This is a genomic window from Curtobacterium aurantiacum (genome assembly GCF_018598555.1).
Lineage (GTDB): Bacteria > Actinomycetota > Actinomycetes > Actinomycetales > Microbacteriaceae > Curtobacterium > Curtobacterium aurantiacum.
On record NZ_JAHEWN010000005.1, the window covers coordinates 135,872 to 158,533 of the forward strand.

General features: G+C 72.4%; 23 protein-coding genes. 15 read left to right on the plus strand and 8 right to left on the minus strand.

The genetic code is table 11. From position 1 onward, the window contains the following. Positions 1–10: 10 nt before the first annotated feature. A complete protein-coding gene (locus KK087_RS06655; protein ID WP_214564608.1) occupies positions 11–1,333 on the minus strand; it encodes a glutamyl-tRNA reductase in 1,323 nt (440 codons plus the stop codon). Positions 1,334–1,371: 38 nt separating this feature from the next. Between KK087_RS06655 and hemE the strand changes: the two genes are divergently transcribed. From hemE to hemL, 11 genes are all read left to right on the plus strand, one after another. Then, complete coding sequence (gene hemE, locus KK087_RS06660) at positions 1,372–2,508, plus strand: uroporphyrinogen decarboxylase (protein ID WP_214564609.1); 1,137 nt, start codon at positions 1,372–1,374, stop codon at positions 2,506–2,508. After that, positions 2,505–3,821, plus strand: coding sequence for a protoporphyrinogen/coproporphyrinogen oxidase (locus KK087_RS06665; protein ID WP_214564610.1), 1,317 nt, complete (start codon positions 2,505–2,507; stop codon positions 3,819–3,821). Before hemE ends, KK087_RS06665 begins: the two co-directional genes overlap by 4 nt. A 100-nt stretch (positions 3,822–3,921) precedes the next feature. After that, positions 3,922–4,176, plus strand: a complete 255-nt coding sequence (locus tag KK087_RS06670; RefSeq protein ID WP_017887727.1) for a hypothetical protein — start codon at positions 3,922–3,924, stop codon at positions 4,174–4,176. Next, the gene (locus KK087_RS06675; protein ID WP_214531306.1) at positions 4,173–4,631 is read left to right on the plus strand and encodes a phage holin family protein; all 459 of its coding nucleotides are present in this window, start codon (positions 4,173–4,175) and stop codon (positions 4,629–4,631) included. The genes KK087_RS06670 and KK087_RS06675 overlap by 4 nt, the downstream gene beginning before the upstream one ends. Before the next feature lie 41 nt (positions 4,632–4,672). After that, on the plus strand, positions 4,673–4,903 hold the full coding sequence (locus KK087_RS06680; RefSeq protein ID WP_214564611.1) for a DUF3618 domain-containing protein: 231 nt from the start codon (positions 4,673–4,675) through the stop codon (positions 4,901–4,903). A gap of 68 nt (positions 4,904–4,971) precedes the next feature. Further along, positions 4,972–5,724, plus strand: a complete 753-nt coding sequence (gene hemQ / locus KK087_RS06685) for a hydrogen peroxide-dependent heme synthase (protein ID WP_250900886.1) — start codon at positions 4,972–4,974, stop codon at positions 5,722–5,724. Further along, entirely contained in the window at positions 5,721–6,953 is a 1,233-nt protein-coding gene (locus KK087_RS06690) for a ferrochelatase (protein ID WP_214531305.1), read from the plus strand. Before hemQ ends, KK087_RS06690 begins: the two co-directional genes overlap by 4 nt. Next, a complete protein-coding gene (gene hemC / locus KK087_RS06695; RefSeq protein ID WP_214531304.1) occupies positions 6,950–8,002 on the plus strand; it encodes a hydroxymethylbilane synthase in 1,053 nt (350 codons plus the stop codon). Before KK087_RS06690 ends, hemC begins: the two co-directional genes overlap by 4 nt. Positions 8,003–8,260: 258 nt before the next feature. Beyond that, complete coding sequence (locus tag KK087_RS06700; RefSeq protein ID WP_307858395.1) at positions 8,261–8,842, plus strand: uroporphyrinogen-III synthase; 582 nt, start codon at positions 8,261–8,263, stop codon at positions 8,840–8,842. Further along, positions 8,839–9,894 carry a porphobilinogen synthase gene (gene hemB / locus KK087_RS06705; RefSeq protein ID WP_307858396.1) on the plus strand — a complete coding sequence of 352 codons (1,056 nt, stop codon included), beginning with the start codon at positions 8,839–8,841 and terminating at the stop codon, positions 9,892–9,894. The genes KK087_RS06700 and hemB overlap by 4 nt, the downstream gene beginning before the upstream one ends. Further along, positions 9,891–11,222: a glutamate-1-semialdehyde 2,1-aminomutase gene (gene hemL / locus KK087_RS06710; protein ID WP_214564612.1), complete on the plus strand. Its 1,332-nt coding sequence runs from the start codon at positions 9,891–9,893 to the stop codon at positions 11,220–11,222. The genes hemB and hemL overlap by 4 nt, the downstream gene beginning before the upstream one ends. A gap of 39 nt (positions 11,223–11,261) precedes the next feature. On the opposite strand, the gene KK087_RS06715 is transcribed toward hemL, so the two are convergent. The 6 genes from KK087_RS06715 to KK087_RS06740 all read right to left on the minus strand — a co-directional run bounded on the left by KK087_RS06715 (position 11,262) and on the right by KK087_RS06740 (position 17,205). After that, positions 11,262–11,918, minus strand: coding sequence for a hypothetical protein (locus KK087_RS06715; RefSeq protein WP_214564613.1), 657 nt, complete (start codon positions 11,916–11,918; stop codon positions 11,262–11,264). Positions 11,919–12,019: 101 nt separating this feature from the next. Next, positions 12,020–12,817, minus strand: coding sequence for an ABC transporter ATP-binding protein (locus tag KK087_RS06720; protein WP_214531301.1), 798 nt, complete (start codon positions 12,815–12,817; stop codon positions 12,020–12,022). Continuing rightward, positions 12,814–14,136, minus strand: a complete 1,323-nt coding sequence (locus tag KK087_RS06725; RefSeq protein WP_214564614.1) for a hypothetical protein — start codon at positions 14,134–14,136, stop codon at positions 12,814–12,816. Before KK087_RS06725 ends, KK087_RS06720 begins: the two co-directional genes overlap by 4 nt. A 3-nt stretch (positions 14,137–14,139) precedes the next feature. Further along, positions 14,140–14,808: a GntR family transcriptional regulator gene (locus tag KK087_RS06730; RefSeq protein ID WP_214564615.1), complete on the minus strand. Its 669-nt coding sequence runs from the start codon at positions 14,806–14,808 to the stop codon at positions 14,140–14,142. A gap of 92 nt (positions 14,809–14,900) precedes the next feature. After that, positions 14,901–15,878: an acrylyl-CoA reductase family protein gene (locus tag KK087_RS06735; protein ID WP_214564616.1), complete on the minus strand. Its 978-nt coding sequence runs from the start codon at positions 15,876–15,878 to the stop codon at positions 14,901–14,903. A 298-nt stretch (positions 15,879–16,176) separates the two neighbouring features. Further along, a complete protein-coding gene (locus KK087_RS06740; protein ID WP_214531437.1) occupies positions 16,177–17,205 on the minus strand; it encodes a 6-phosphofructokinase in 1,029 nt (342 codons plus the stop codon). Positions 17,206–17,278: 73 nt separating this feature from the next. On the opposite strand from KK087_RS06740, the gene KK087_RS06745 reads away from it, so the two are divergent. Together KK087_RS06745 and KK087_RS06750 are read left to right on the plus strand one after the other, a co-directional pair. Further along, entirely contained in the window at positions 17,279–18,277 is a 999-nt protein-coding gene (locus KK087_RS06745; RefSeq protein WP_439647690.1) for a DNA-3-methyladenine glycosylase family protein, read from the plus strand. Between the two features lie 89 nt (positions 18,278–18,366). Beyond that, complete coding sequence (locus KK087_RS06750; protein WP_214564617.1) at positions 18,367–19,854, plus strand: sugar porter family MFS transporter; 1,488 nt, start codon at positions 18,367–18,369, stop codon at positions 19,852–19,854. A 66-nt stretch (positions 19,855–19,920) separates the two neighbouring features. Here KK087_RS06750 and KK087_RS06755 read toward each other — a convergent pair whose 3' ends face one another. After that, positions 19,921–20,778 carry a Rossmann-fold NAD(P)-binding domain-containing protein gene (locus tag KK087_RS06755; RefSeq protein ID WP_214564618.1) on the minus strand — a complete coding sequence of 286 codons (858 nt, stop codon included), beginning with the start codon at positions 20,776–20,778 and terminating at the stop codon, positions 19,921–19,923. A gap of 72 nt (positions 20,779–20,850) precedes the next feature. On the opposite strand from KK087_RS06755, the gene KK087_RS06760 reads away from it, so the two are divergent. Both KK087_RS06760 and KK087_RS06765 read left to right on the plus strand, forming a co-directional pair. Beyond that, complete coding sequence (locus KK087_RS06760; protein ID WP_214531440.1) at positions 20,851–21,183, plus strand: hypothetical protein; 333 nt, start codon at positions 20,851–20,853, stop codon at positions 21,181–21,183. A gap of 50 nt (positions 21,184–21,233) precedes the next feature. Continuing rightward, a complete protein-coding gene (locus tag KK087_RS06765) occupies positions 21,234–22,598 on the plus strand; it encodes a hypothetical protein (protein ID WP_214564619.1) in 1,365 nt (454 codons plus the stop codon). Positions 22,599–22,662 lie beyond the last annotated feature (64 nt).

Genomic DNA, 22,662 nt, shown 5'->3' on the forward strand with positions numbered 1-22,662 from the left:
GCCTGGAGGCTCAGCTCGCGTCCGCCTGGTCGTCGCGATCCGAGGCGGTCGGGTCCAGTGCCGTGCGGTCGGCCAGCGGGACGACGGGCGCCGGCAGCTCCGCCTCGGCCTCGGGGCGGACGCCGTACAGGGAGTCGATGGCCCCGACGAACTCCTCGCCGCGACCGGCGCGACCGAGCTCACGGGCGCGCACCGAGGGGCGGTGCAGCAGGACGCCGACCAGGTGCCGGAGGGCCCGCTCGGTGTGCTCGACGGACTCGCCGTCGGCATCCGCGCGGCGCTTGGCCCGCTCGATCTCGTCGTCGAGGATGTCGAACACGTGCTTGCGGAACGCCACGAGCGCCGGCGTCGTCGACTGCTCCATCGCCTGCGCGCGGAACCGGGACACGGCGTCGTCGACCATCGCGCGGGCCTCGGACTCGGCATTGAGCTCGGAGATCGGGGCGTGGATGCTGATGGTCTCGAGGTCGAGCAGCTCGACGCCGTCGACACCGGCCGCTGCGGGGTCGACGTTGCGGGGGAGCCCGAGGTCGATGACGATGCGGCGGACCCCGTCGTCGAGGTCGTCCGGTGCGACGACCGGGACCTCGCTCGAGGTGCAGGTGATCAGGACGTCGCTCTCGCCGATGGCCTGGCGCAGGTCACGGGCGGCGACGAGGTCGTGCTTGGCGGCGAACCAGGGCGCCCGGCCCGAGGGCGAGAACACCTGGATGTTCGTGGCGCCGCGGTCGCGCAGGGCGGCGATGGTGGTGGCGGCGTAGCTGCCGGTGCCGACGAGCAGCACGCGGGTGCGGGCCCAGTCGGTGACGCGGGACGACGCGAGTTCGAGGCCGAGGCGCACGAGTGACCGACCGGCGGCGCCGATGCGGGTGCGGGTCTTGACGCCGCGGGAGGTGTGCGCGGCCTCCTGGAACAGGCGCTCGAGGTCCGAGGTGGTGGTGCCGTTCGACCGGGCGTCCTCGAGCGAGCGACGGACCTGGCCGGAGATCTCCGTCTCGCCGACGACGACGGACTCGAGACCGCTCGACACGGCGAACAGGTGCTGCACGACGTCCTTGCCGCCGAGCACGTTGACGGATTCGAGGACCTCGGTGGCGTCCAGGTCGCTCGCGGCGGCCACGGCCTGCACGGTGGCGGAGACGGCGGAGTCGCTCTCGTCGCCCGCGATGTCGAGGTACGCCTCGAACCGGTTGCAGGTCGCGAGGACCACTGCACCGTCCAGGACGCCGGCATCCGTGACGAGTCGGCTGGCTGCCGCGGGTGCACCGATGCTCAGTCGCTCCAGGAGATCGAAGCTGGCGTTGCGATGCGACGCCGTGAGACAGATGAGCACGTAGTCAATGGTAACGCGCTCGATGGGAGAATCATCCGGTGACCGAAGCGACGACCACATCCCTCCCCGACTCCCACCCCCTGGCATCAGGGCGGACGAGTGGTTCCCGCCTGGTACGGGCCCTGCGGGGTGACCGTCCGGAGACGCTCCCGGTGTGGTTCATGCGGCAGGCCGGTCGCTCCCTGCCCGAGTACCGGGAGCTTCGGATCGGCACAGCCATGCTCGACGCGTGCCTCGACCCGGAGATGGCGTCGGAGATCACGCTGCAGCCGGTGCGCCGGCACGCCGTCGACGCGGGCATCTTCTTCAGCGACATCGTCGTGCCGATCAAGCTCGCGGGCGTGGACGTCGAGATCGTCCCCGGCCGTGGCCCGGTGCTCTCGTCGCCGATCCGCACCCCCGCCGACGTCGACGCCCTCGAGCAGCTCGACCCCGCGGCCCTCGCCCCCATCGAGCAGGCCGTCCGGCGCACGGTCGAGCAGCTCGGTGACACCCCGCTGATCGGCTTCGCGGGGGCACCGTTCACCCTCGCCGCCTACCTGGTCGAGGGCGGCCCGTCGAAGGACCACATCCGGGCCCGCACGCTCATGCACGCCGACCCGGAGAGCTGGTCGCGGCTGCTCGCCTGGGCCGCCGAGGTGTCCGGGATGTTCCTCCGGGCCCAGGTGCTCGCCGGGGCCTCGGCCGCGCAGCTCTTCGACTCGTGGGTCGGGTCGCTCTCCCGCGCCGACTACGTCCGCTACGTCGCACCGCACTCCGCCCGGGCGATGTCGCACGTCGCCGAGCTCGGGGTCCCGCGAATCCACTTCGGCGTCGGCAGCGGCGAGGTCCTCGCCGACATGACGACCTTCGGCACGGGCACCGTCGGCGTCGACGCGGTCGGGGTCGACTGGCGCCTGCCCCTCGACCAGGCGGTCCAGCGCGTCGGCACCGGCGTCAGCGTGCAGGGCAACATCGACCCGGCGATGCTCTCGGCGCCGTGGGATGTCCTCGAAGCGCACGTCCGCGACGTCGTCCGTCGGGGCGGTGCTGCACGGGCCCACGTCGTGAACCTCGGCCACGGCGTCCCGCCCGAGACCGACCCGGACGTCCTGACCCGCGTGGTCGAGCTGGTCCACTCGCTCGGCGACGGCCGAGCGGACGACGCTGCAGCGCAGGACGGAGCCGGCGCGTGACCGACGTCGTCGTGGTCGGCGGTGGTGTCGCCGGGCTCGTCACCGCCCGTGACCTCGCGAAGGGCGGCGCCCACGTGGTGCTCGTCGAGTCCTCGGGCGAGCTCGGGGGCATGGTCCGTCGGCACACCGTCGGCGGGATCGACCTCGACATGGCGGCGGACTCCTTCGCCACCCGCACGGACGCCGTCGGCCGTCTGGCGATCGAGCTCGGCCTCGGCAACGACGTCGTCGCCCCCGACCCCCGCGGCGCCTGGCTTATGACCCGTGACGGCCGGACCTCCCCGATCCCCGCGACCGGGCTCCTCGGCATCCCGAGCACCCCGATGGCGGCGGACGTCCTCGCCGTCGTGGGCCAGAAGGGCGGACTCCGCGCCCAGATGGACTCGCTGCTGCCGGGGCCGGTCGGCGCCAAGGCCACGTCGCTCGGCGAACTCGTCCGGCGGCGCATGGGGGAGCGGGTGCTCGACGACCTCGTGGTGCCGATCGCCGGGGGCGTGCACTCCACCCACCCCGACCAGCTCGACCCCGACCGGGTGGCTCCGGGCCTGCGCGCCGCACTGCTGCGCGAGGGCTCACTCGCCCGGGCCGTCCTGTCGCTGCGGGCTCGTGCGGCCGCCGGCACCCCGGTGCAGGGGATCCGGGGTGGGACGGTGCGCCTGGTGGACGAGCTCGTCGCCGACCTGGAGACCTACGGGGTGGACGTCCGGCTGCACAGCCGGGCGACCCGCATCGAGGCGCACGCGGTCGAGATCGTCAGCGCCGACGGCACGACCGAACGGCTACCGGCCCAGCACACCCTGTCCTCCGTCGCCGACCCGGAGCGCACCGCCGCCCCCGACCGGACCGGCATCCAGCTCGTCACCCTCGTCGTCGACCAGCCCGAGCTCGACGCCGCCCCACGTGGCACCGGGATGCTCGTGCACCCGGACGCGCAGGCGGTGTCGGCGAAGGCCCTCACGCACGCGACGGTGAAGTGGCCGTGGCTGGCCGAGGTGACGGACGGACGCCACGTCCTGCGACTCAGCTACGCGACCACCGCGACCGATCCGGCGGGCGTCGCCACGAGCCTCCCGGTCGACCCGACCGACCCCGTCGGGTCCCGCGCCCTGCAGGATGCTTCGATCCTGCTCGGTGTGCCGATCACGGCCGACCGCGTCAGCGGCGCCGCGCGCGTCGGGTGGTACGGACCGGACCTCGCCGCCGCGGGGCTGGCCGAGGGTGTCGTCGGGATCGGAGAAGCCTCCACGGGACGGGGCCTGGCGGGCATCATCGCGGCCGCTCGGACGGCAGCCGGGCAGATCCTCGGATCCTGAGCGGACCGCGCAGCGTCCGAGGGCTACTGTTGGTGAGACCGCCGGACGTATTCCGTTCGGTGCATGACCACCGCACAACCAATGCACGGAGGAATCGCACATGCGCGGAAAGCTCCTGTTCGTCGCCGGCGCCGCACTCGGGTACGTCCTGGGATCGCGAGCCGGACGGGCGCGGTACGAGCAGATCAAGACCGTCAGCGGCAAGGTCTGGAACAGCAACGGCGTCCAGAAGGGCGTGCACGTCGCCGAGGACTTCATCGCCGACAAGACGCCGGACGTCGCCGAGTTCATCGGTGAGACGACCAAGAAGGCCGTCCGCAAGGTCGGCCAGAAGAAGGACACCACCACCTCATGACGGACACCCGCGATCGCAAGTCGCGTTCGCTGTTCGGCCTGGTCGGTGACGTCCCGAAGCTCGTCAAGGGCCTGGTCAAGGGCGAGATCGACCTGCTCAAGGCCGAGATGCTCGCGAAGGCGAAGATCTTCGGCCTGGCAGCCGGCCTGCTGGTCGGGGCGCTCGTCGTCGTGCTCTACGCGATCGGCGTCCTGCTGACCGCAGCCGTGATGGGTCTCGCGACCGTGATGCCCGCGTGGCTGGCCGCCCTGGTGGTCGCCGTCGTCATGCTCATCATCGCCGCGATCCTCGGGCTGATCGGCTGGAAGCGGCTGAAGAAGGGCCTGCCGATCACGCCGAAGCGCACGATCGACAGCGTGAAGAACGACATCAACGCGGTCAAGGGCCTCGGCAAGAAGCCGACCCCGCCGACGCAGTACGGCAGCCGCAAGCCGGACGTCGACGGCCGCTCCTGAGCGCCGACAGCCTCGACAGCCGCACCACCGACGGAGGAACCGTGACCGATCCGCACGACGATCTCGCTGCCCGCGTCGCCGCGACCCGAGCCCAGTTGTTCGACACCCTCGACGCGATCGAGGACAAGCTCAACGTCCCGAAGCAGATCGGGATCGCGGCCTCGAAGGTCAAGCGCGGCCTCGACGAGAAGCCGGTGCCCTACCTGGCCGGTCTCGCAGCCGGCGTGGCGGTGGTCGGGGGTATCGTCGTGATGGTGCTCCGACGGCGGTAGACCGCCCGAGCGCGGTCCACCGGATGCGGGGCGGCCAACACCCTGGCAACCGATAGGACAATGGATCCATGAGCTCCGACGCGCCCTCGCACGCGAACGACCACCCCCGCACCGAACCCGCCGAGACCGGTCACCCGGACTCCGGGATCGACCCGAACCTCCTGACGGCGTACGCCCTCTGGGCGGTGTTCCGCCGGCCCCTCGGTCCGGTCCACCGCGTCGGCGACGACGCCGTGGCCGAACTCGACACCGTGATCGCCAGCGCCGCCGAGCGCGGTGTCACGATCCGTGGCTTCTACGACGTCTCGGCCTTCCGTGCCGACGCCGACGTCATGGTCTGGCTGCACGGCGACGACGCGCAGGCCATCCAGGCCGTGCTGCGCGAGATCCGTCGCACCGGGCTGTTCCAGGACGCCGAGCCGGTCTGGCACGTCATGGCCATGCACCGCGAGGCCGAGTTCAACAAGCGGCACACCCCCGCGTTCCTGCGCGGCAAGGACCCCGAGGCGTGGATCACGGTGTACCCGTTCGTCCGCTCCTACGAGTGGTACCTGCTGCCGGAAGAGGAGCGCTCGAAGATGCTCCGCGACCACGGCATCGCCGGCGCGAAGTACCGCCGCGTGCTCACGAACACCATCGCGACCTTCGCCCTGAGCGACTACGAGTGGATCCTGCCGCTCGAGAGCCCGGACCTCGTCGACCTCGTCGACCTGATGCGCGACCTGCGCTACACCGAGGCGCGCATGCACGTGCGCGAAGAGGTCCCCTTCTTCACGGGTCGTCGCGTGACGACCGCCGAACTCCCGGAGGTGCTGTCATGACCGACACCAGCATGATCACGAACGGCCAGGTCCTCGCCGCCACCCCCGCGGCGGCGTCCGGTCCCGAGCACGTCGAGACCCCGACCGCGTACGACGCGATCCTGCTCGCCGGCTTCGGTGGCCCCGAGGGCCAGGACGACGTCATCCCCTTCCTGCGGAACGTCACCCGTGGCCGCGGGATCCCGGACGAGCGTCTCGAAGAAGTGGCGCACCACTACCGCCACTTCGGCGGCGTGAGCCCGATCAACGCGCAGAACCGTGCGCTCAAGGCCGCGCTCGAGGCCGAGCTGGCGTCGCGCGGCATCGACATGCCCGTGCTCTGGGGCAACCGCAACTGGGCGCCCTACCTCGAAGAGGCCTTCACCGAGGCGGCCGACAAGGGGTACACCAAGCTCGTCGCGATCGCCACGAGCGCGTACTCGTCGTTCTCGAGCTGCCGGCAGTACCGCGAGGACTACGCCCGCGTGCTGAACGAGACCGGCCTGATCGACACGATCCAGATCGACAAGATCCGCCAGTTCTTCGACCACCCCGGCTTCGTCCGTCCGTTCATCGACGGCGTCCGCGACGGCATGGCCCGCGCGATCGCCGAGAACGAGGGCCTCGACGTCGCGACCGAGCTGCAGGTGCTCTTCTCGACGCACTCGATCCCCTCGACCGACGCCGCCCGCTCGGGCCCCGACTACCGCGGGTTCGACGAGCACGGCGCGTACGAGGCGCAGCACCTGGCCGTCGGCGAGGTCGTCCTCGACCAGGCCTGGGCCGAGCTCCTCGAGCAGCCCGAGCACGCCCACCTGCAGGGCACGTCGAAGCCCGCCTGGAAGCTCGTCTACCAGTCGCGCTCCGGCCCCCCGACGCAGCCGTGGCTCGAGCCCGACATCAACGACTACATGAACGAGGACCTCAAGGGCGGCCCGACCCGTGCCGTGCTGATCGTCCCGCTCGGCTTCGTCAGCGACCACATGGAGGTCATGTGGGACCTCGACGAGGAAGCCACCGAGACCGCCGGTGAGCTCGGCTTCTGGTCGCTCCGCACGCAGACCCCCGGCATCGACCCGGCCTACGTGTCCGGTCTCGTCGACCTGGTGCTCGAGCGGGTCAACGGCACGCCGAAGGCCGAGCGTCCGCACATGACCGACATCGGCCCCTGGTACGACGTGTGCCGTCCGGGGTGCTGCGAGAACGTGCGAGCGGGGTTCAAGCCCGCCGCCGCGGGCGTCGCTCCGTGACCGACACGACCGCGAACGACCCCAGCGCCACGGCGCCCGGCGGTCCGACCCCGATCCGACTCGGCACCCGTGCCAGCCGGCTCGCGGTCGCGCAGTCGCAGGACGTCGCCGACCGCCTCGCGAAGGCGGCCGGTCGTCCCGTCGAGCTCGTCACCGTCACCAGTGAGGGCGACACGAACCGTGCGTCCCTGGCCTCGCTCGGCGGCACCGGCGTCTTCGCCAGCGCCCTGCGTGAAGCCCTGGTCGCCGGTGAGGTCGACGTGCTCGTGCACTCGCTCAAGGACCTGCCGACCGCGCCGTACCCGGGCCTGACCATCGGTGCCGTGCCGAAGCGCGCGGACGCCCGTGACGTCCTCGTCGCGCGGAACGGCGCCACCGTCGAGACCCTGCCCGAGGGCGCGAAGGTCGGCACCGGTTCGCCCCGCCGTGCGGCGCAGCTCCGTGCGACGCGTCCGGACCTCGACGTCGTCGACATCCGCGGCAACATCGACACCCGCCTCGGCCGGGTGGACGACGACCTCGACGCCGTGGTGCTCGCCGCCGCCGGCCTCGGACGCATCGACCGCCTGTCGGCCGCGACGGAACTGCTCGACCTCGGCTTCTGGCCGAGTGCTCCCGGACAGGGTGCGCTCGCGGTGGAGATCCGCACGGACGAGACCGACCGCGGGTTGCTCGCCGCGCTCCGCAAGATCGAGCACGCCCCCACCCGCCTGACGGTGACGGCCGAGCGCGAGGTCCTCGCCAAGCTCGAGGCCGGCTGCTCCGCCCCGATCGGTGCGACGGCCGTGGTGGACGCCGAGCTCCTGCTGGTGTCCGCGACCGTCTACCGCCCCGACGGCACCGAGTACCGGACGGCATCGCACGCTGCCGTGCTCGACGGCTCGGCGCAGGACCGCCTCGACGAAGCGCTCGCGGTCGGTGGCCGTGTGGCGACCGAGCTCCTCGAGAACGGCGCTGCGGACCTCGCCGACCTGGCGACCACCGTCGCCGAGGACACCACGGACGGGCCGCACACCGCGGGTCCCGGCCTCGCGACGCCGGCGGAGTAGGCGGTCACCACGGAACCCTCCACCCCCGCGACGGACGAGGCGCGACCCCCGGTCGTCCTCGTCCCACGCGGCGGTGCGTGGGGGGACCGGGTCGCCGAAGCGGCGCGGGCCCGCGGGCTCGCCCCCGTCGTCGTCCCCCTCATCACGGACGCTCCGCCGTCCGACCCCTCCGCGCTCGACGCTGCGGTCCGCCGCCTGGTCGCCTCCGGTGCGGCCGGGAGGAACGGATCACCGCGTTCCATCGGTGACCGAACCCCTGTGGCTGGTTACGCGTGGGTGGTGGTGACCAGTGCGACGGCCGTGACGGTCCTGTCGGAACGCGTGGCGGGCCTCCCGGCCGGGGTGCGTGTCGCCGCGGTCGGCGAGCCGACCGCCCGTGTCGCCCGTGCCGCGGGCTGGGTCGTCGACCTGGTGCCGGACGAGACGTCCGCCGCCGGCCTGGTGCAGGAGTTGCCGGACACCGACGGCACCGTCCTGTTCCCCCGCTCGGAGATCGCGGCACCGACACTCGTCGACGGGCTCCGCGCCCGCGGCATCGACGTCGACGACGTGGTGGCGTACCGTACCGTGGGGACCGGCGACGAGCCGATCACCCTCGACACGGCGCCCGCAGCGGTGCTCGTGACGAGCGGCAGCGTCGCCCGCGAGATCGCCCGCCGGATGACCCCGCTCGACCCCCGCACCGTCGTGGCCTGCATCGGGCCCGGAACCGCCGACGACGCCCGTGCCGCCGGACTGCCCGTGCACGCCGTCGGGCGCACCCGGTCCGCAGAAGCCCTGCTCGACGCCGTCGTCGAGGCACTCAACCCCACCACCCCCCACCAGGAAGGTCACCCGTGACTGGACGCTTCCCCCAGGTCCGCCCCCGTCGGCTCCGCGCCACCCCCGCGATGCGACGACTCGTGGCCGAGACCCGGCTCCACCCCGCCGAGCTCGTGCTGCCGATGTTCATCCGCGAGGGCGCGACCGACGCCGTCGACATCTCGAGCATGCCGGGCGTGCAGCAGCACTCCCTGGACTCGTTCCGCCGCGCGCTGGTCGAGGCTGCGGAGGTCGGGGTCGGCGGTGTGAACCTGTTCGGCGTCCCGACCACGAAGGACGCCGAGGGCTCGGGTGCCACCGACCCCGACGGCATCCTCAACGTGGCGATCCGCGTCGCTCGCCAGGAGGTGGGGGATGCCCTCGTGGTGCAGTCCGACCTGTGCCTCGACGAGTTCACCGACCACGGACACTGCGGTGTGCTGGCCGCCGACGGCTCCGTCGACAACGACGCCACCCTGCTGCGCTACCGCGACATGGCGGTCGCGCAGGCCGAGGCCGGCGCAGAGCTCGTCTGCATGAGCGGGATGATGGACGGCCAGATCGCCGCGGCACGTGACGCGCTCGACGGCGCCGGGCACAGCGGCACCGCGCTGCTCGCGTACGCGGCGAAGTACGCCTCGGCGTTCTACGGGCCCTTCCGCGAGGCCGTGTCGTCGTCGCTGGTCGGTGACCGCCGCACCTACCAGATCGACGCGGCGAACGGTCGCCAGGGCCTCCGCGAGGTCGAGCTGGACGTCGACGAGGGCGCCGACATCGTGATGGTGAAGCCCGCGATGAGCTACCTCGACGTGCTCGCCGAGACCGCGGCCACCTCGCCGGTCCCGGTCTGGGCGTACCAGATCTCCGGCGAGTACGCGATGATCACCGCAGCAGCGCAGAACGGGTGGATCGACCGCGACGCCGCCGCCATGGAGTCGCTCGTCGGCATCAAGCGGGCCGGTGCCGACGCGATCCTCACCTACTTCGCCGTGGACATCGCGCGGAAGCTCAACGAGGAAGCGGGCCTCCGCACCTCCGGCAGCACCGCGGACGTCGCCGGCATCGCCTCGACCGGGAAGGCCCCCGAATGACCACGAACGACCAGCTCTTCGGCCGCGCCAAGAACGCGATCCCCGGCGGCGTGAACTCCCCGGTCCGCGCCTACGGATCGGTCGGCGGCACCCCGCGCTTCCTGGTGTCCGCGAAGGGCGCCTACGTCACCGACGCCGAGGGTCGCGAGTACGTCGACCTCGTCGCGTCGTGGGGCCCCGCGATCCTCGGGCACGCGCACCCCGGCACGGTCGAGGCCGTGCAGCAGGCCGCCGCTCGCGGGCTGTCGTTCGGGGCGTCGACCCCGGGCGAGACCGAACTGGCCGAACTCGTCAAGCAGCGGGTGTCGGTGGACGGCGACGGCCCCATCGAGAAGCTCCGCATGGTGTCGACCGGCACCGAGGCGACGATGACCGCGATCCGGCTGGCCCGCGGGTACACCGGCCGCGACCTGCTCGTGAAGTTCGCCGGGCACTACCACGGGCACTCGGACTCCCTGCTGGCCGAGGCAGGCTCGGGCGTCGCGACCCTGGCGATGCCGGGCAGCGCGGGCATCACCGCCGAGACCGCCGCGCAGACCCTCGTGCTGCCGTACAACGACCTCGACGCCGTCCGCCGGGCGTTCGACGAGCACTCCGAGCGCATCGCGGCCGTCATCGTCGAGTCGGCCGCCGCGAACATGGGCGTCCTGGCACCCGATCGCGGCTTCAACCGGGCACTCGCGCAGATCGTGCAGTCGCACGGTGCGCTGCTCATCGTCGACGAGGTCCTGACCGGGTTCCGCGTCGGCGCCGCCGGCTGGTGGGGCCTCGAGGCGTCCAAGGTCGTCCCCGACGGTGCCGGCTGGAAGCCCGACCTCATCACGTTCGGCAAGGTCATCGGCGGCGGCATGCCCCTCGCCGCCCTCGGTGGTCGGCGCGAGGTCATGGACTTCCTCGCCCCGCTCGGGCCGGTGTACCAGGCGGGAACCCTGTCCGGTAACCCGCTGGCCGTCGCCGCCGGGACCGCCACGCTCCGTGCGGCGACGGCCGAAGTGTACGAGCACCTCGACCGGACGGCCTCGACGATCGCGACCGCCACGAGCGAGGCGCTGTCGGCCGAGGGCGTCGCGCACACCGTGCAGCACGCCGGCAACCTGTTCTCGTTCGCGTTCACCGAGCAGGCACCTCGGAACTACGACGACGTGCGGGCACAGGACGTGTTCCGCTACGCGCCGTTCTTCCACGCGATGCTCGACGCCGGGGTGACGCTGCCGCCGAGCGTGTTCGAGGCCTGGTTCGTCACGGCCGCCCACGACGACCGCGCGGTCGGCCGGATCCTCGACGCCCTGCCCGCGGCCGCGAAGGCTGCTGCCGCCGCGACCGCCTGACGGGCGTCGGGGCCGCGACCGCCTGACGGGCGTCGGGGCTCAGGAGCAGTCGGCCTTCGTGAACGTCGTGTCGACGGTCTTCGACGAGCCCTCGAACGCGTAGGTGTACCGCATGTCGACGTCCTCGTCGAGGAGCTTCTTGGTCTCGCTGTTCGAGCAGAGGTTCGGCCCGACGGCGTCGCGGATGACCGTCTCGGTGATCGAGGCCGGGTCGACGTCGGTCGAGACCGTGTAGTCGTAGTGGATCGCGGAGCCCTCGGCCTCGATCGCGGTCCACGTCGTGACGGAGTCGACCTGCTTGGGCAGGTTGCTCTGCTCGCGGATCTGCTCGACGGCCTTGGACACCTTCTCCTCGGTGGAGTCGCTGAAGGCTGCGTTCAGGCCCTGGCGGACGAGGAACGCCACCACCACGGCCACGACGACGCCGAGCACGGAGATCAGGACGCGCTTGCCGCGGGATGCCTTGGGCGGGGGTGCGTAGGGCGCGCCGGCGGGGGCTGCCTGGGCGGAGGGCTGCTGGGCCTGCTGCTGGCCGGAGTACGGCTGCTGCGCGTACGCCTGCCCGGCGGGCTGCTGCGCGTACGGCTGCCCGGCGGGCTGCTGCGGGTACTGCTGGCCGTTCGGCTGGCCTGCGTCGGGCTGCCCGTCGTTCGGCTGCGGCTCGGACCCCGGGTAGGGCGGCGGCGTGTTCGTCATGGTTCCCCCTGGTGACGGTCCGCGGCGTGACACCGTGGTGCGCGGTGCCGGGTCCCTCCCCGACACGGGCCGCGGACACTGAACGGCCATTCAAGCACGCGTCAGGCGGATCGGCGCGCGGCCCACCGGCCCTCAGCCCGCAGGATCGCGAGCGGGAAGTCGAAGGCGTGCGAGACCGCCGACGACGTGATGACCTCGTCCGAGGTGCCCTGGGCCACCGCGGTGCCGTCGCGGAGCAGCATCGCGTGCGACGTCGAGGCCGGCAGGTCCTCCAGGTGGTGCGTCACCATGACGCTGCCGAGTTCGGGGTGCCGGTGCCGGAGCGCGTCGACGGTCTCGAGCAGGTGTTCCCGCGCGGCGACGTCGAGCCCCGTCGCCGGCTCGTCGAGCAGCAGCAGTTGCGGTTCGGACATCAGGGCCCGGGCGATGAGGGCCCGACCCCGCTCGCCCTGCGACAGCACCGGCCACCGGGCGTCCCGTCGCGGGGTCAGCCCGACGTCGGCGATGTGCTGCTCGGCCAGGGCGACCTGCTCGGCGGAGGGCTCCCACCGCATCATGAGGTCGGTCGTGCCGGTCAGCCCGGTGAGCACCGTCTCGAGCACGGTGAGCGGGGAGAGCATCCGGTGGCGGGGATCGACGTGTCCGATGTGCTCGCGGAGTTCGCGCACATCGACGCGACCCAGTCGGCGACCGAGGACCTCGACGGTGCCGGCGGTGGGGTGTCCCATCGCGCCGAGGACGGCGAGCAGCGTGGACTTGCCGGCGCCGTTCGGCCCGAGCAGTGCCCAGTGCTCACCGCGTCGGACGGTCAGGTCGACGTCGTGCAGCAGGTCGCGGCCGGAGCGCGTGACGCGGACCCCGGTGGCGTGGATCAGGACGTCGTCGCTCGCGTCGGTCATGCCCCCATCGTGCCCCACCGCGCCGTGACGTCGTCCACGTGTGCCCGTGCGACGCCGACGAACAGACGAGCAGCGAACCGGGCGGTCCCGACGTCCCCGCTGCCGGCGGCGCTGTCCAACGAGAGCCAGAGCGCCTCCGCGTCCCACTGCCGGAACGCCGGAGCCTCGGGGAGCGCGTAGGCAAGCCGCGCCATCACGAGGCGCAGGGCCTCACGCGTCCAGCGGTTGCCGGACTGCTCGGACAGGAACCGGGTGACGGCGAAGGCGCTCTCCGTGTACCGGTGGTCGCGGACCTGGCCGTCGGCGCGGGCTCGTTCCACCAGTCGTCGGAACTCGTCGAGCTCGGGTCCGTGGAGCCCGGGAAGCACGTGGACGGTCGCGTGGGTGAAGACCCCGGTGAGCAGTTCCATCGTGTCCCGCCAGGTCGCGAGCGATGGTTCGACGACGCGGAACCGATCCCCGTCGCTCTCGACCAGGCCCAGGTCGTGCAGCCATCGGACTGCCTCGAGGACCGCCGGGAACGGGGCACCCGTCCGGACCACCAGGCCCTCGAGCGAGTGCGTCGACCCGATGGGCAATGCCCTCGAGCGGAGGTCGCGGAGCAGCGCACGGTGCACCGCACCCGCACGGCGGTCGGTGGCGTCGGCGACTGGTCGGCTCGTCCGCGGGATGCCGACGTTCCGACGGTGGGCCTCGAACAGACCGTCGAGGACCTCCGCCGCGGCGGTGGCCACGGCCGGGTCCCCGGTGTCGACGGCCCGGGCCGTGGTGGCGAACCACGCGCGGACCTCGTGGACCGACCAGAGCTGCGTCGGGACCCGGGCCCACCGCATCCGTTCGAAGGCGCGCAGGCCGAGGTCGCGCACGAGGGCGTTCGGGCAGTGTTCGAACCAGAACTGACAGGCGGCCGAGAACGCCGTCGGGTACTCCGGCAGGCGCAACGCCGCGCTCGTGCGGGCTCGGGCGACCCGGCGGTCGAGCTCGCCGCGCAGCTCGGGGGTGAGTGCCGGGACAGTGGCGCGGAGTGCCGGCCCGATCAGTGTGACCCAGAAGTCCAGGGTGTCCGACAGGTCGGCGTCGGACAGCTCCTCGTACTGCCACGTGCCGTCCTGCCCGCGTGACAGGATGCCGAGGTCCTCGAGCCGGGCTGCCGCTGCACGGACGTGGCCGCGGGAGGTGTCCCACTCCCACGCCAGTGCGTCGAGGTCGACCGGCACCGGACCGCGGGGGCCGGCGCGGACGTGGGCGAGCAGGGAGGCGTAGGCATCGTCGTGCACAGCCGCCCAGGGATCGGCGGCACCCCACTCGCCGGCGACCACGGGTCAGCCGCGGTCGGCGCGGACCGCCTCGATGTGCTGCTCGAAGTTGCGGGTGAGGGCGCGTCCGGCCTCGGCCGCACCTTCGCCGTCGCGCTCCGTGAGGGCCTCGCGCAGGATCGAGAAGAACGCCTCGGACCCGTACTGCTCGAACGCCGGCGTGGGGTTGAGTGTGAAGCGCACCCGTTCCATGGCACCGACTGCGGCGTTCTGCACCAGCGGGTTGCCGGAGTGCTCGACAGCGAACTCGATGATCTCGGTGAGGGCGCCGCTGAAGCCGTAGTCCCGCACCTTGCGCATGCGGTCGGCCTTGTCGAGCAGCGCACTGAGGGCTTCGACGTCCTCGTCGCTGTACTCGGGGACGCCCCAGCGGAGGCTGAGCTCGAAGAACCCCGCGGTCGCGCGGGTCGCGGTGACCCAGTCCTCGAAGGTCGGGGTGGCGACGCGGGTGTACCGGTTCGCCTCCATCTCGACCAGGCCGATGTCGACGAGCTTCGCGATCGCCTCGCGGATCGGGGTGCGACTCACACCCAGCCACTGGACCAGCTCGTCGTCGTTCAGGCGTTCGCCGTGCTGCAGTGTGCCGTCGCGAAGGGCCGCGAGCATCTTGTCGTACACGACGTCGCGCAGGAGCTTCCGGGGAGAGCTCTCCACGGTGGACTTGGGGACCGGCATGTCATCTCCTCGAGGACGAAATCGACACTCGAAATCCTAGCGTGCCAATATGCAAACGTTTGCTAAAAAACACGCCGTCCCAGCGCAGGAGTTCATCCGGCCACGGCGACGACCGTTCGCCCGTGCACGCGCCCCGCGACCACCTCGGCCCCGACCACGATCGCCTGCTCCGGAGTGACCGTCCGCGTGACGTCGGCCAGCAGTGCCGCATCGAGGTCGGTCGCGAGCCGGTCCCATGCCCGACGACGGAGCTCCAGCGGGGCGTCGACGGAGTTGATGCCGAGCAGGGACACCGACCGCAGGATGAACGGCAGCACCGTCGTCGGCAGCGCGGAGTCCTGCGCCAACCCGCACGCGGTCACCGCCCCGCCCCACCGGGTCGAGGCCAGCACGTTCGCCAGGGTGGCCCCGCCGACGCTGTCCACCGCACCGGCCCAGGTCGCCCGCTGCATCGGCCTGCCCGGATCGGCCAGGGTGCTGCGGTCGATCACGTCGGTCGCACCGAGCCGGCGGAGCGACGCCGCGTTGGCCGTCCGGCCGGTCGACGCCGTGACGCGGTACCCGCGGGCCGCGAGCAGGGCGATGGCCACGGTGCCGACACCGCCCGACGCTCCGGTCACGAGCACCGGTCCGTCGTCCGGCGCGACGAAGCGCTCGAGCGCCAGGACACTGAGCATCGCCGTGAACCCCGCGGTACCGATGGCCGCTGCGAACGAGTCGTCGATCGTCTCGGGCAGGACCACGAGCGAGCCGGACGGCACCACCGCCTGCGCCGCCCACCCTCCGTGCCGGGTCTCACCGAGTCCGGCACCGTTCAGCACCACCCGGTCGCCGATCGCGACCTCGTGCACTCCCGGCCCGAGCCCGGAGACGGTGCCGACGACGTCGATCCCCGGCACGAGGGGGTCGAGCCGGGCGACGCCGGGGTTCCTGGCGAGCGCGAGTCCGTCCTTGAAGTTGACGCTCGAGTACGTGACGTCGACGAGGGCCTCGCCCTCGGCCGGATCCGGCAGGTCGACGTCGGTGACGGTGGGCGGGGCTGCACGGGACACGAGGACGGCGCGGGTCATGCGCCGGACGCTACCCCGGGCCTCCCGGCCAGCGGTCCGTTCTTTCCCAGAACGCGCGCGATGCCTGGTGGATCCGGGCGTACCGGGTCGGAACAACAGACCAGGTACGCCCGATTCGACCAAGTACGCCCGATCTGACCCGGCGCAGAGTCGACGGGTCCGGCGGCCTGTCCGTTCTTTCCCAGAACGCGCGCGATGCCTGGTGGATTCGGGCGTACCGGGTCGGAACAACAGACCAGGTACGCCCGATTCGACCAAGTACGCCCGAAACAGCCCAGCCCAGCCCGCCCCGCCCCACTCAGCCGAACATGATCGCGGCCTCGTCGAACCGCGCCTGCGGCACCGTCTTGAGCTCGCCGAGCGCCTCCTCGAACGAGACGTGCTCGATCTCGGTGCCCCGGAGCGCCACCATGCGGCCCCAGCGCTCCTCGACGACCGAGTCGATCGCCGCCAGCCCGAGCCGCGTCGACAGCACCCGGTCGTACGCCGTCGGGGTCCCACCGCGCTGGATGTGCCCGAGGGTCGTGGCCCGCGTCTCGATGCCCGTCATCTCCTCGATGAGCGGCGCGAGGCGCTCGCCGATGCCACCGAGTCGCGGGCGCCCGAATGCGTCGAGCCCGCGCTCCGTGTGCGCGGTGTCCTCGTGGTCGGGCACGAAGCCCTCGGCGACCACCACGAGCGGTGCGCGACCGCGGTCGTAGGCTGCGCGCACCCACTTCGCGATCTGCTCCATGCTCGTCTTCTGCTCGGGGATGAGGATCGCGTGCGCGCCCGCGGCCATGCCCGAGTGCAGGGCGATCCAGCCCACGTGCCGGCCCATCACCTCGGCGACCATGCAGCGGGAGTGCGACTCACCGGTGGTGCGCAGGCGGTCCATCGCCTCGGTCGCGATGGCGACGGCGGTGTCGAACCCGAACGTGTAGTCGGTCGCGCCCAGGTCGTTGTCGACCGTCTTCGGCACGCCCACGATCTTCAGGCCGGCGTCGGTCAGGCGCTTCGCGGCGGCGAGCGTGCCCTCGCCACCGATCGCGACGACGGCGTCGATGCCGTGGCGCTGCAGGGTCGCGGAGATGTTCTCGACGCCGCCGTTGGCGCCTTCGAACGGGTTCGTGCGGCTGGTGCCGAGGATCGTGCCGCCCTGCTTCGCGATGCCCTGGATGTCCTTGCGGCCGAGCGGGACGATGTCGCCGTCGACGACGCCGCGCCACCCGTCGCGGAAGCCGACGAAGTCGTGTCCGTAGATGGCGATGCCCTTGAGGACGATCGCGCGGATGACCGCGTTCAGGCCGGGGCAGTCGCCTCCGGAGGTGAGGATGCCGATGCGCATGGGAACTCCGTCGTCGGGTGGTGGGGATCAGTGCCCATCATGACTGACGGTGGTTCCGCATTACCATCCCCGTGTGTCCCTGCTCGCTTCCGCCTCGTCGCCTGCTGCCGCAGGCGCGTCCGGCGACGCGACGGCAGCAGCTTGTGCGTCCGGCGACGCGACTCGCGTCGACACGGTGTACCGGCCTGGAGGCGCGGTGGACGTCGCGTCGACCCTGCGGCCCCTGCAGCGCGGCTCCGGCGACCCGGCCTTCCAGGTGGCCGGCGGCGTCGTGTGGCTCGCGCTGTGCACGCCCTCCGGTCCCGCCTCCGTCGCGATCCGGAGGGCCGGCGACACCATCGCGGTGTCGGCGTGGGGGAGCGGGGCGGCGTGGGCGGTCGAGCACGCCCCCGACCTGCTCGGGCGCGGTGACGACTGGTCGTCGTTCGACGTCTCGGGCCACGAGTTCCTCGCCGAGGCACGGCACCGGCAGCCCGGGCTCCGGCTGCTCCGCACGAACACCGTCGTCGCGATGCTCGTGCCGGCGATCATGGAGCAGAAGGTGACCTCGCGACAGGCCTGGGGCGCGTGGCGGTACCTGCTCCGTCGGCACGGTACCCCGGCGCCCGGTCCGGCACCCGCGGGCATGATGGTGCCGCCGGACGCCCCGACGTGGGCGCGGATCCCGAGCTGGGAGTGGCACCGCGCCGGCATCGAACCGGGGCGCTCGGCCACCGTGATGCGTGCGGTGAAGCTGGCGCCCGCACTCGAGCGGACCCTGGCGCACGGGCGTGGGGGAGCCGAGGTGTCCGCGAAGCTGCAGTCGATCCCCGGGGTCGGCCGGTGGACCGCAGCCGAGACCGCGCAGCGCTCCCACGGCGACCCGGACTCGCCGAGCGTCGGGGACTTCCACGTGCCGGCGCTCGTCGGGTGGGCGCTGACCGGTGCTCCCGTGGACGACGACGGGATGCTCGAGCTGCTCGAACCCTGGCGTGGGCACCGTGAGCGGGTCGTGCGGTTGATCGGCGGCTCGGGCTTCCGGAAGCCGGCGTTCGGGCCCCGGATCACGATCCAGGACCACCGCGGGCACTGAGCGCGAGCGACGCTTCCTCAACGTCCGTTCGTGCTGGTCCGCCTACCGTGACCGCCGGTCCGGGGCGCGCCCGGCACGGAGAGGACGCGATGACGACGACGACCGACGAGGACGACCACGGGAACGTCCCCGGAGTCCCTCCCGCGATCCCCGACGACACCGGTTCGGCCGAGACCGCCCGCGCGACGAAGCGGCACGTCACCCGGGTCGCGTTCGTCGCCGCACTCGGCGGGCTGCTCTACGGCTACGACACCGGTGTCATCTCGGGCACGCTCATCGAGATCGGCAAGGAGTTCTCGATCGGCTCCGGCGTCAAGGAGTTCATCACCGCGTCGATCCTGGTCGGCGCGATCCTCGGTGCCCTCGTCACGGGTCCGATCTCGGCGAAGATCGGCCGGCGGCGGACCATCCTGCTCATCGCGGGCGTCTTCGGCCTGGGCGTGCTCTTCGCCGCGGTGTCGCCGAGCCCGGTGTTCCTGATCCTCAGCCGGCTGTTCCTCGGCCTGGCGGTGGGTGGTTCGACCCAGACGATCCCCACCTACATCGCCGAGATCGCCCCGGGTCCCCGCCGCGGCAGCCTGGTCACGGTGTTCAACTGCGCGATCGGCGTCGGCATCCTGTCCGCCGCCGTCGTCGGGGTGACCCTGAACGGCGTCGTGTCCTGGCGCTTCATGATCGGGGTCGCCGCCGCCCCCGCCATCGTGTTGCTGCTCGGGATGCTCCGCCTGCCCGAGAGCCCGCGCTGGTTCGTGTCGCAGGACCGCATCGGTCCGGCCCGTCGGGTGCTGCGCTGGCTGCGGCCCGACCACCGTGCCGCCGAGGACGAGCTCGACGACATCCGCAAGCTCGACGAGGCCGAACCGAGCGCCGGTGCCGGGCAGTGGGCCCAGCTGCGCAAGCCGTGGGTCCGGCCGGCCCTGATCGCGGGGCTCATCGTCGCCGCGTTCACGCAGCTGACCGGCCTCGAGATGATGATCTACTACACGCCGACGATCCTCACCGACGCCGGCTTCCCGCACGTCTACTCCCTGTGGGCGAACGTCGGTGTGGGGGTCGTCTACCTCGTGATGACGTTCGTCGGGTCGCGACTGGTGGACCGGATCGGGCGTCGACGGCTGACCCTCGTGATGCTGCCGGGTGCCGCGGTGAGCATCGGCCTGTTCGGTGTGCTCTTCTACGTGCAGGACGGCAAGCCCTCACCGGTGCTCACGCTCGTGCTGATCCTGGCGTTCATGTTCTTCCAGGCCGGCGGCATCCAGGTCGTCGGGTGGCTCGTCGGTTCCGAGATGTACCCGCTGCGGATCCGAGCCGCCGCGACGAGCCTGCACGCCATGGTGCTCTGGGGTGCCAACCTGCTGGTGACCTCGACCGCGCTGACCCTGACCGGCTGGATCAGCCTCGGCGGCACGATGCTCGTCTACGCCGCGCTGAACGTGCTCGGCTGGGTGCTGGTGTTCCTGCGGGTGCCGGAGACGAAGGGCAAGTCCCTGGAACAGATCGAGCAGTCCCTGCGGGACGAGACGTTCCTGCCGCACCGGGGCGGACGCGAGCGTCGCGCAGTGGACCGGACCGCCTGACGGACTGGAGGCCCGTGGCGGTGTCGCCACGGGCCTCCAGTCCGCCTGTGGTCGCGTCGGTGCGCGTCAGGGGTGGCGGGTGCCCTCGCCGGCCAGCACGGCGCGGTAGCCCTCACGGAACGTGGGGTACTGCGGCGTCCACCCGGTGGATCGCAGCAATCCGTTCGACAGGCGCTTGTCGCCGCCGGCCTGCCGCGCGTCACCGTCGCCCGTCGACGGCTCGGCGACGTGGAGTTCGTCGGCCAGGAACCGCAGCACGTCGTCCAGCCGGCTCGGCTCGTCGTCCGTCCCCAGGTAGAGCGGCGCCGGGTCGGGCAGGGCCGCCAGGTGCACGAGTGCGGCGGCGGCGTCGTCGCGGTGGATGCGGTTCGTGTGCGGTGAGGTGCCCGGGGCCAGCCGTGCGGACCCGGACCGGACCTGGTCGATCAGTCGCTCGCGGCCGGGGCCGTAGACGCCCGACAGCCGGGCCAGCACGGCGCCGGGAGCGCGCTCGCGCAGCAGGACCTCGGCCTCGACCAGGACCTCGGCGGTCGGCGTCGCCCCGCGCGCCGGGGTCTCCTCGGTGACCTCGCTGCCGTCCGAGACGTCGTAGACGGCGGTCGAGGACACGACGAGCACCCGGGGGTCGGCCTCCGAGGCGTCGATGCCGTGGAGCACGTTGCGCAGGCCGTCGACGTAGGTGGCGCGGTACTCGTCGACGTCGCGGCTGCCGGCGGCGAAGGCCACGACGACGACGCTCGTGTCGGCGGGGATCTCGGGGACCTCGTGGCGCAGGTCGACGCTCCGGCCAGTGATCGGTGCGGGGACCAGCTCGGCACGGCGGCGGAGGCCGAGCACGTGGTGGCCCTGGTCGGCGAAGCGCAGGCCGGCTTCGGTCCCGAGGTCGCCGCATCCGGCGATGACGACTGTCGTGGAGTTCTGCACGGCTCGACCCTGGCACGGCCGGTTGGTGGAAGGCGGGGAGGCACGCACATCGCGGATCACTAGGGTCGGCGCATGGGGCGGCAGCGGCGACGGGTGGTGCGTGACGTGGCGATCGCCCTGCCCCCGGTCGTCGAGATCGTGCTCGTCGTCGCCGGCTCGATCGTCTCCGTCGGAGCCGTGGGGGAGAGCGCGGAGTCGTGGGCGCCGCTGTCGTGGCCGATGTACGCCGTCCTCGTGACGTTCCCGTTCGCGGTCGGCGCGCTCGTCGCGGCGGTGCGGCTCCGCGGACTCGAGGCCAGGACACCGGCGATCTGCTTCGCTGCCCTGTCGGTGGCCGTGGGTGCCATCCCCTTCGTCGGGATGCTGAGCGTCTTCGTACCGTTCTGGAGCGCCTCGTTTAGATGAGAACGGTTATCGTCTAGGCGACCGTCATCCGACACGCACCCAGGAGCCCCATGTCCGCTCGACCTCCACGTCTCCTCCCCGCCCTCGTCCTCGCGGGGCTCGTCCCCCTCGTCGCCACCGCGATCGCCGTCCCCGCGTCGGCTGCATCCGCCGTGACCCGGACCGCCCACCACAGCTGGCTCGTCACGGCTGACCCGACGGCGAAGCGCGTGTACGTCAACGACGCCGTGACCGGTCGGCGGACCGCCACCCTGAGCGGGATCGAGTTCGGCACCCACGCGGGCTCCGTGCAGCTCGGCCACGGGCGGATCGCGTTCATGGACGAGTCGAAGCCGCAGCTCGACGTCCTGGCCATCGGCCCCCGCGGCACCGCTCGCATCGCTCAGCACTACGCGATCCCGAACGCTGACGGCCGCTGGGAGCGTGCCGGTTGGCTGTCGACCGACACCGCGCGCCGACACCTGGCGGTCGGCTCCGACTTCGACGGCTCCGAGCGGCAGCGGGTCACCGTCATCGACCTTCGACGGAAGACGGAGCGGACCGCCCGGATCGACACCTCGGCGGTTCAGCTCGCCACGACGGGCAAGCGCGGCACCGAGGAGCTCGAGACGTTCCTGGTCGGCAGCCCCCTGCGCCTGGTCGTCACCGCGGGCGGACGCCTCGACGCCTACTCCGTCTCCGCGATCATGCAGGGCGCGACGCACCCGCGCCCCGTGGCGACCACGCCCCTCGGCGCCTATCCGCACGGGCCGATCGTCAACGCCACCGGCACCGTGATCGGCTCCGACCTGGCCGCCGGCGTGCAGACCGTCCGGGTCACGCGGACCGGCTTCACGGGCTCCCGGTCCGTCGCCTACCCGAAGCCGAGCGTGCAGAGCTACCGACCCCGCATGGCGCCGGACGGCACGACCGTGGTCGGCACCCAGGCCGGCAGCACAGCAGCCGGCACCCCGTGGAACGCCGTCCCCGCGTACCTGACCACCTCGTCGACGTCGTCCAGCGGGATCAGCAGCGTCGACCTCGGCACCGGATCCTTCACCCGGGTCGCCGTCACCGCCCGGTTCGCCGCCGTCGCGCTGACGTCGGGCGCCGGGGACTCGCTCGTCCTGGTGCGGAAGCAGGCCGACGGCGTCTACTCCGGCCCGACGACCTCGGTCGCGCTCACGTCGCTGCGGAAGGGCCCCGTCGCCGGACAGCCGGCCACCGGGGCATCGGTGCGGTTCACCGCGGCGACCGACGACGGCCGCAGTGTGTTCGTGACGCGGGGCGACGAGGGGAAGATCACCCAGATCGACACCACCGGTGCGACGCCGTCCGTGGTCCGCACCATCACGCTGCCCACGGCGCTCGCCGGGGGTGGGTACCTGACGACGGTCGACTCGGCGGTGGCCCCGTACGACCTCAGCGGTCGCTGACAGGCCGACCGGCCGGCCGAACCGCTGACTGCCCGGCCGACCCCAGCCGCCGACCGCCCCTCGG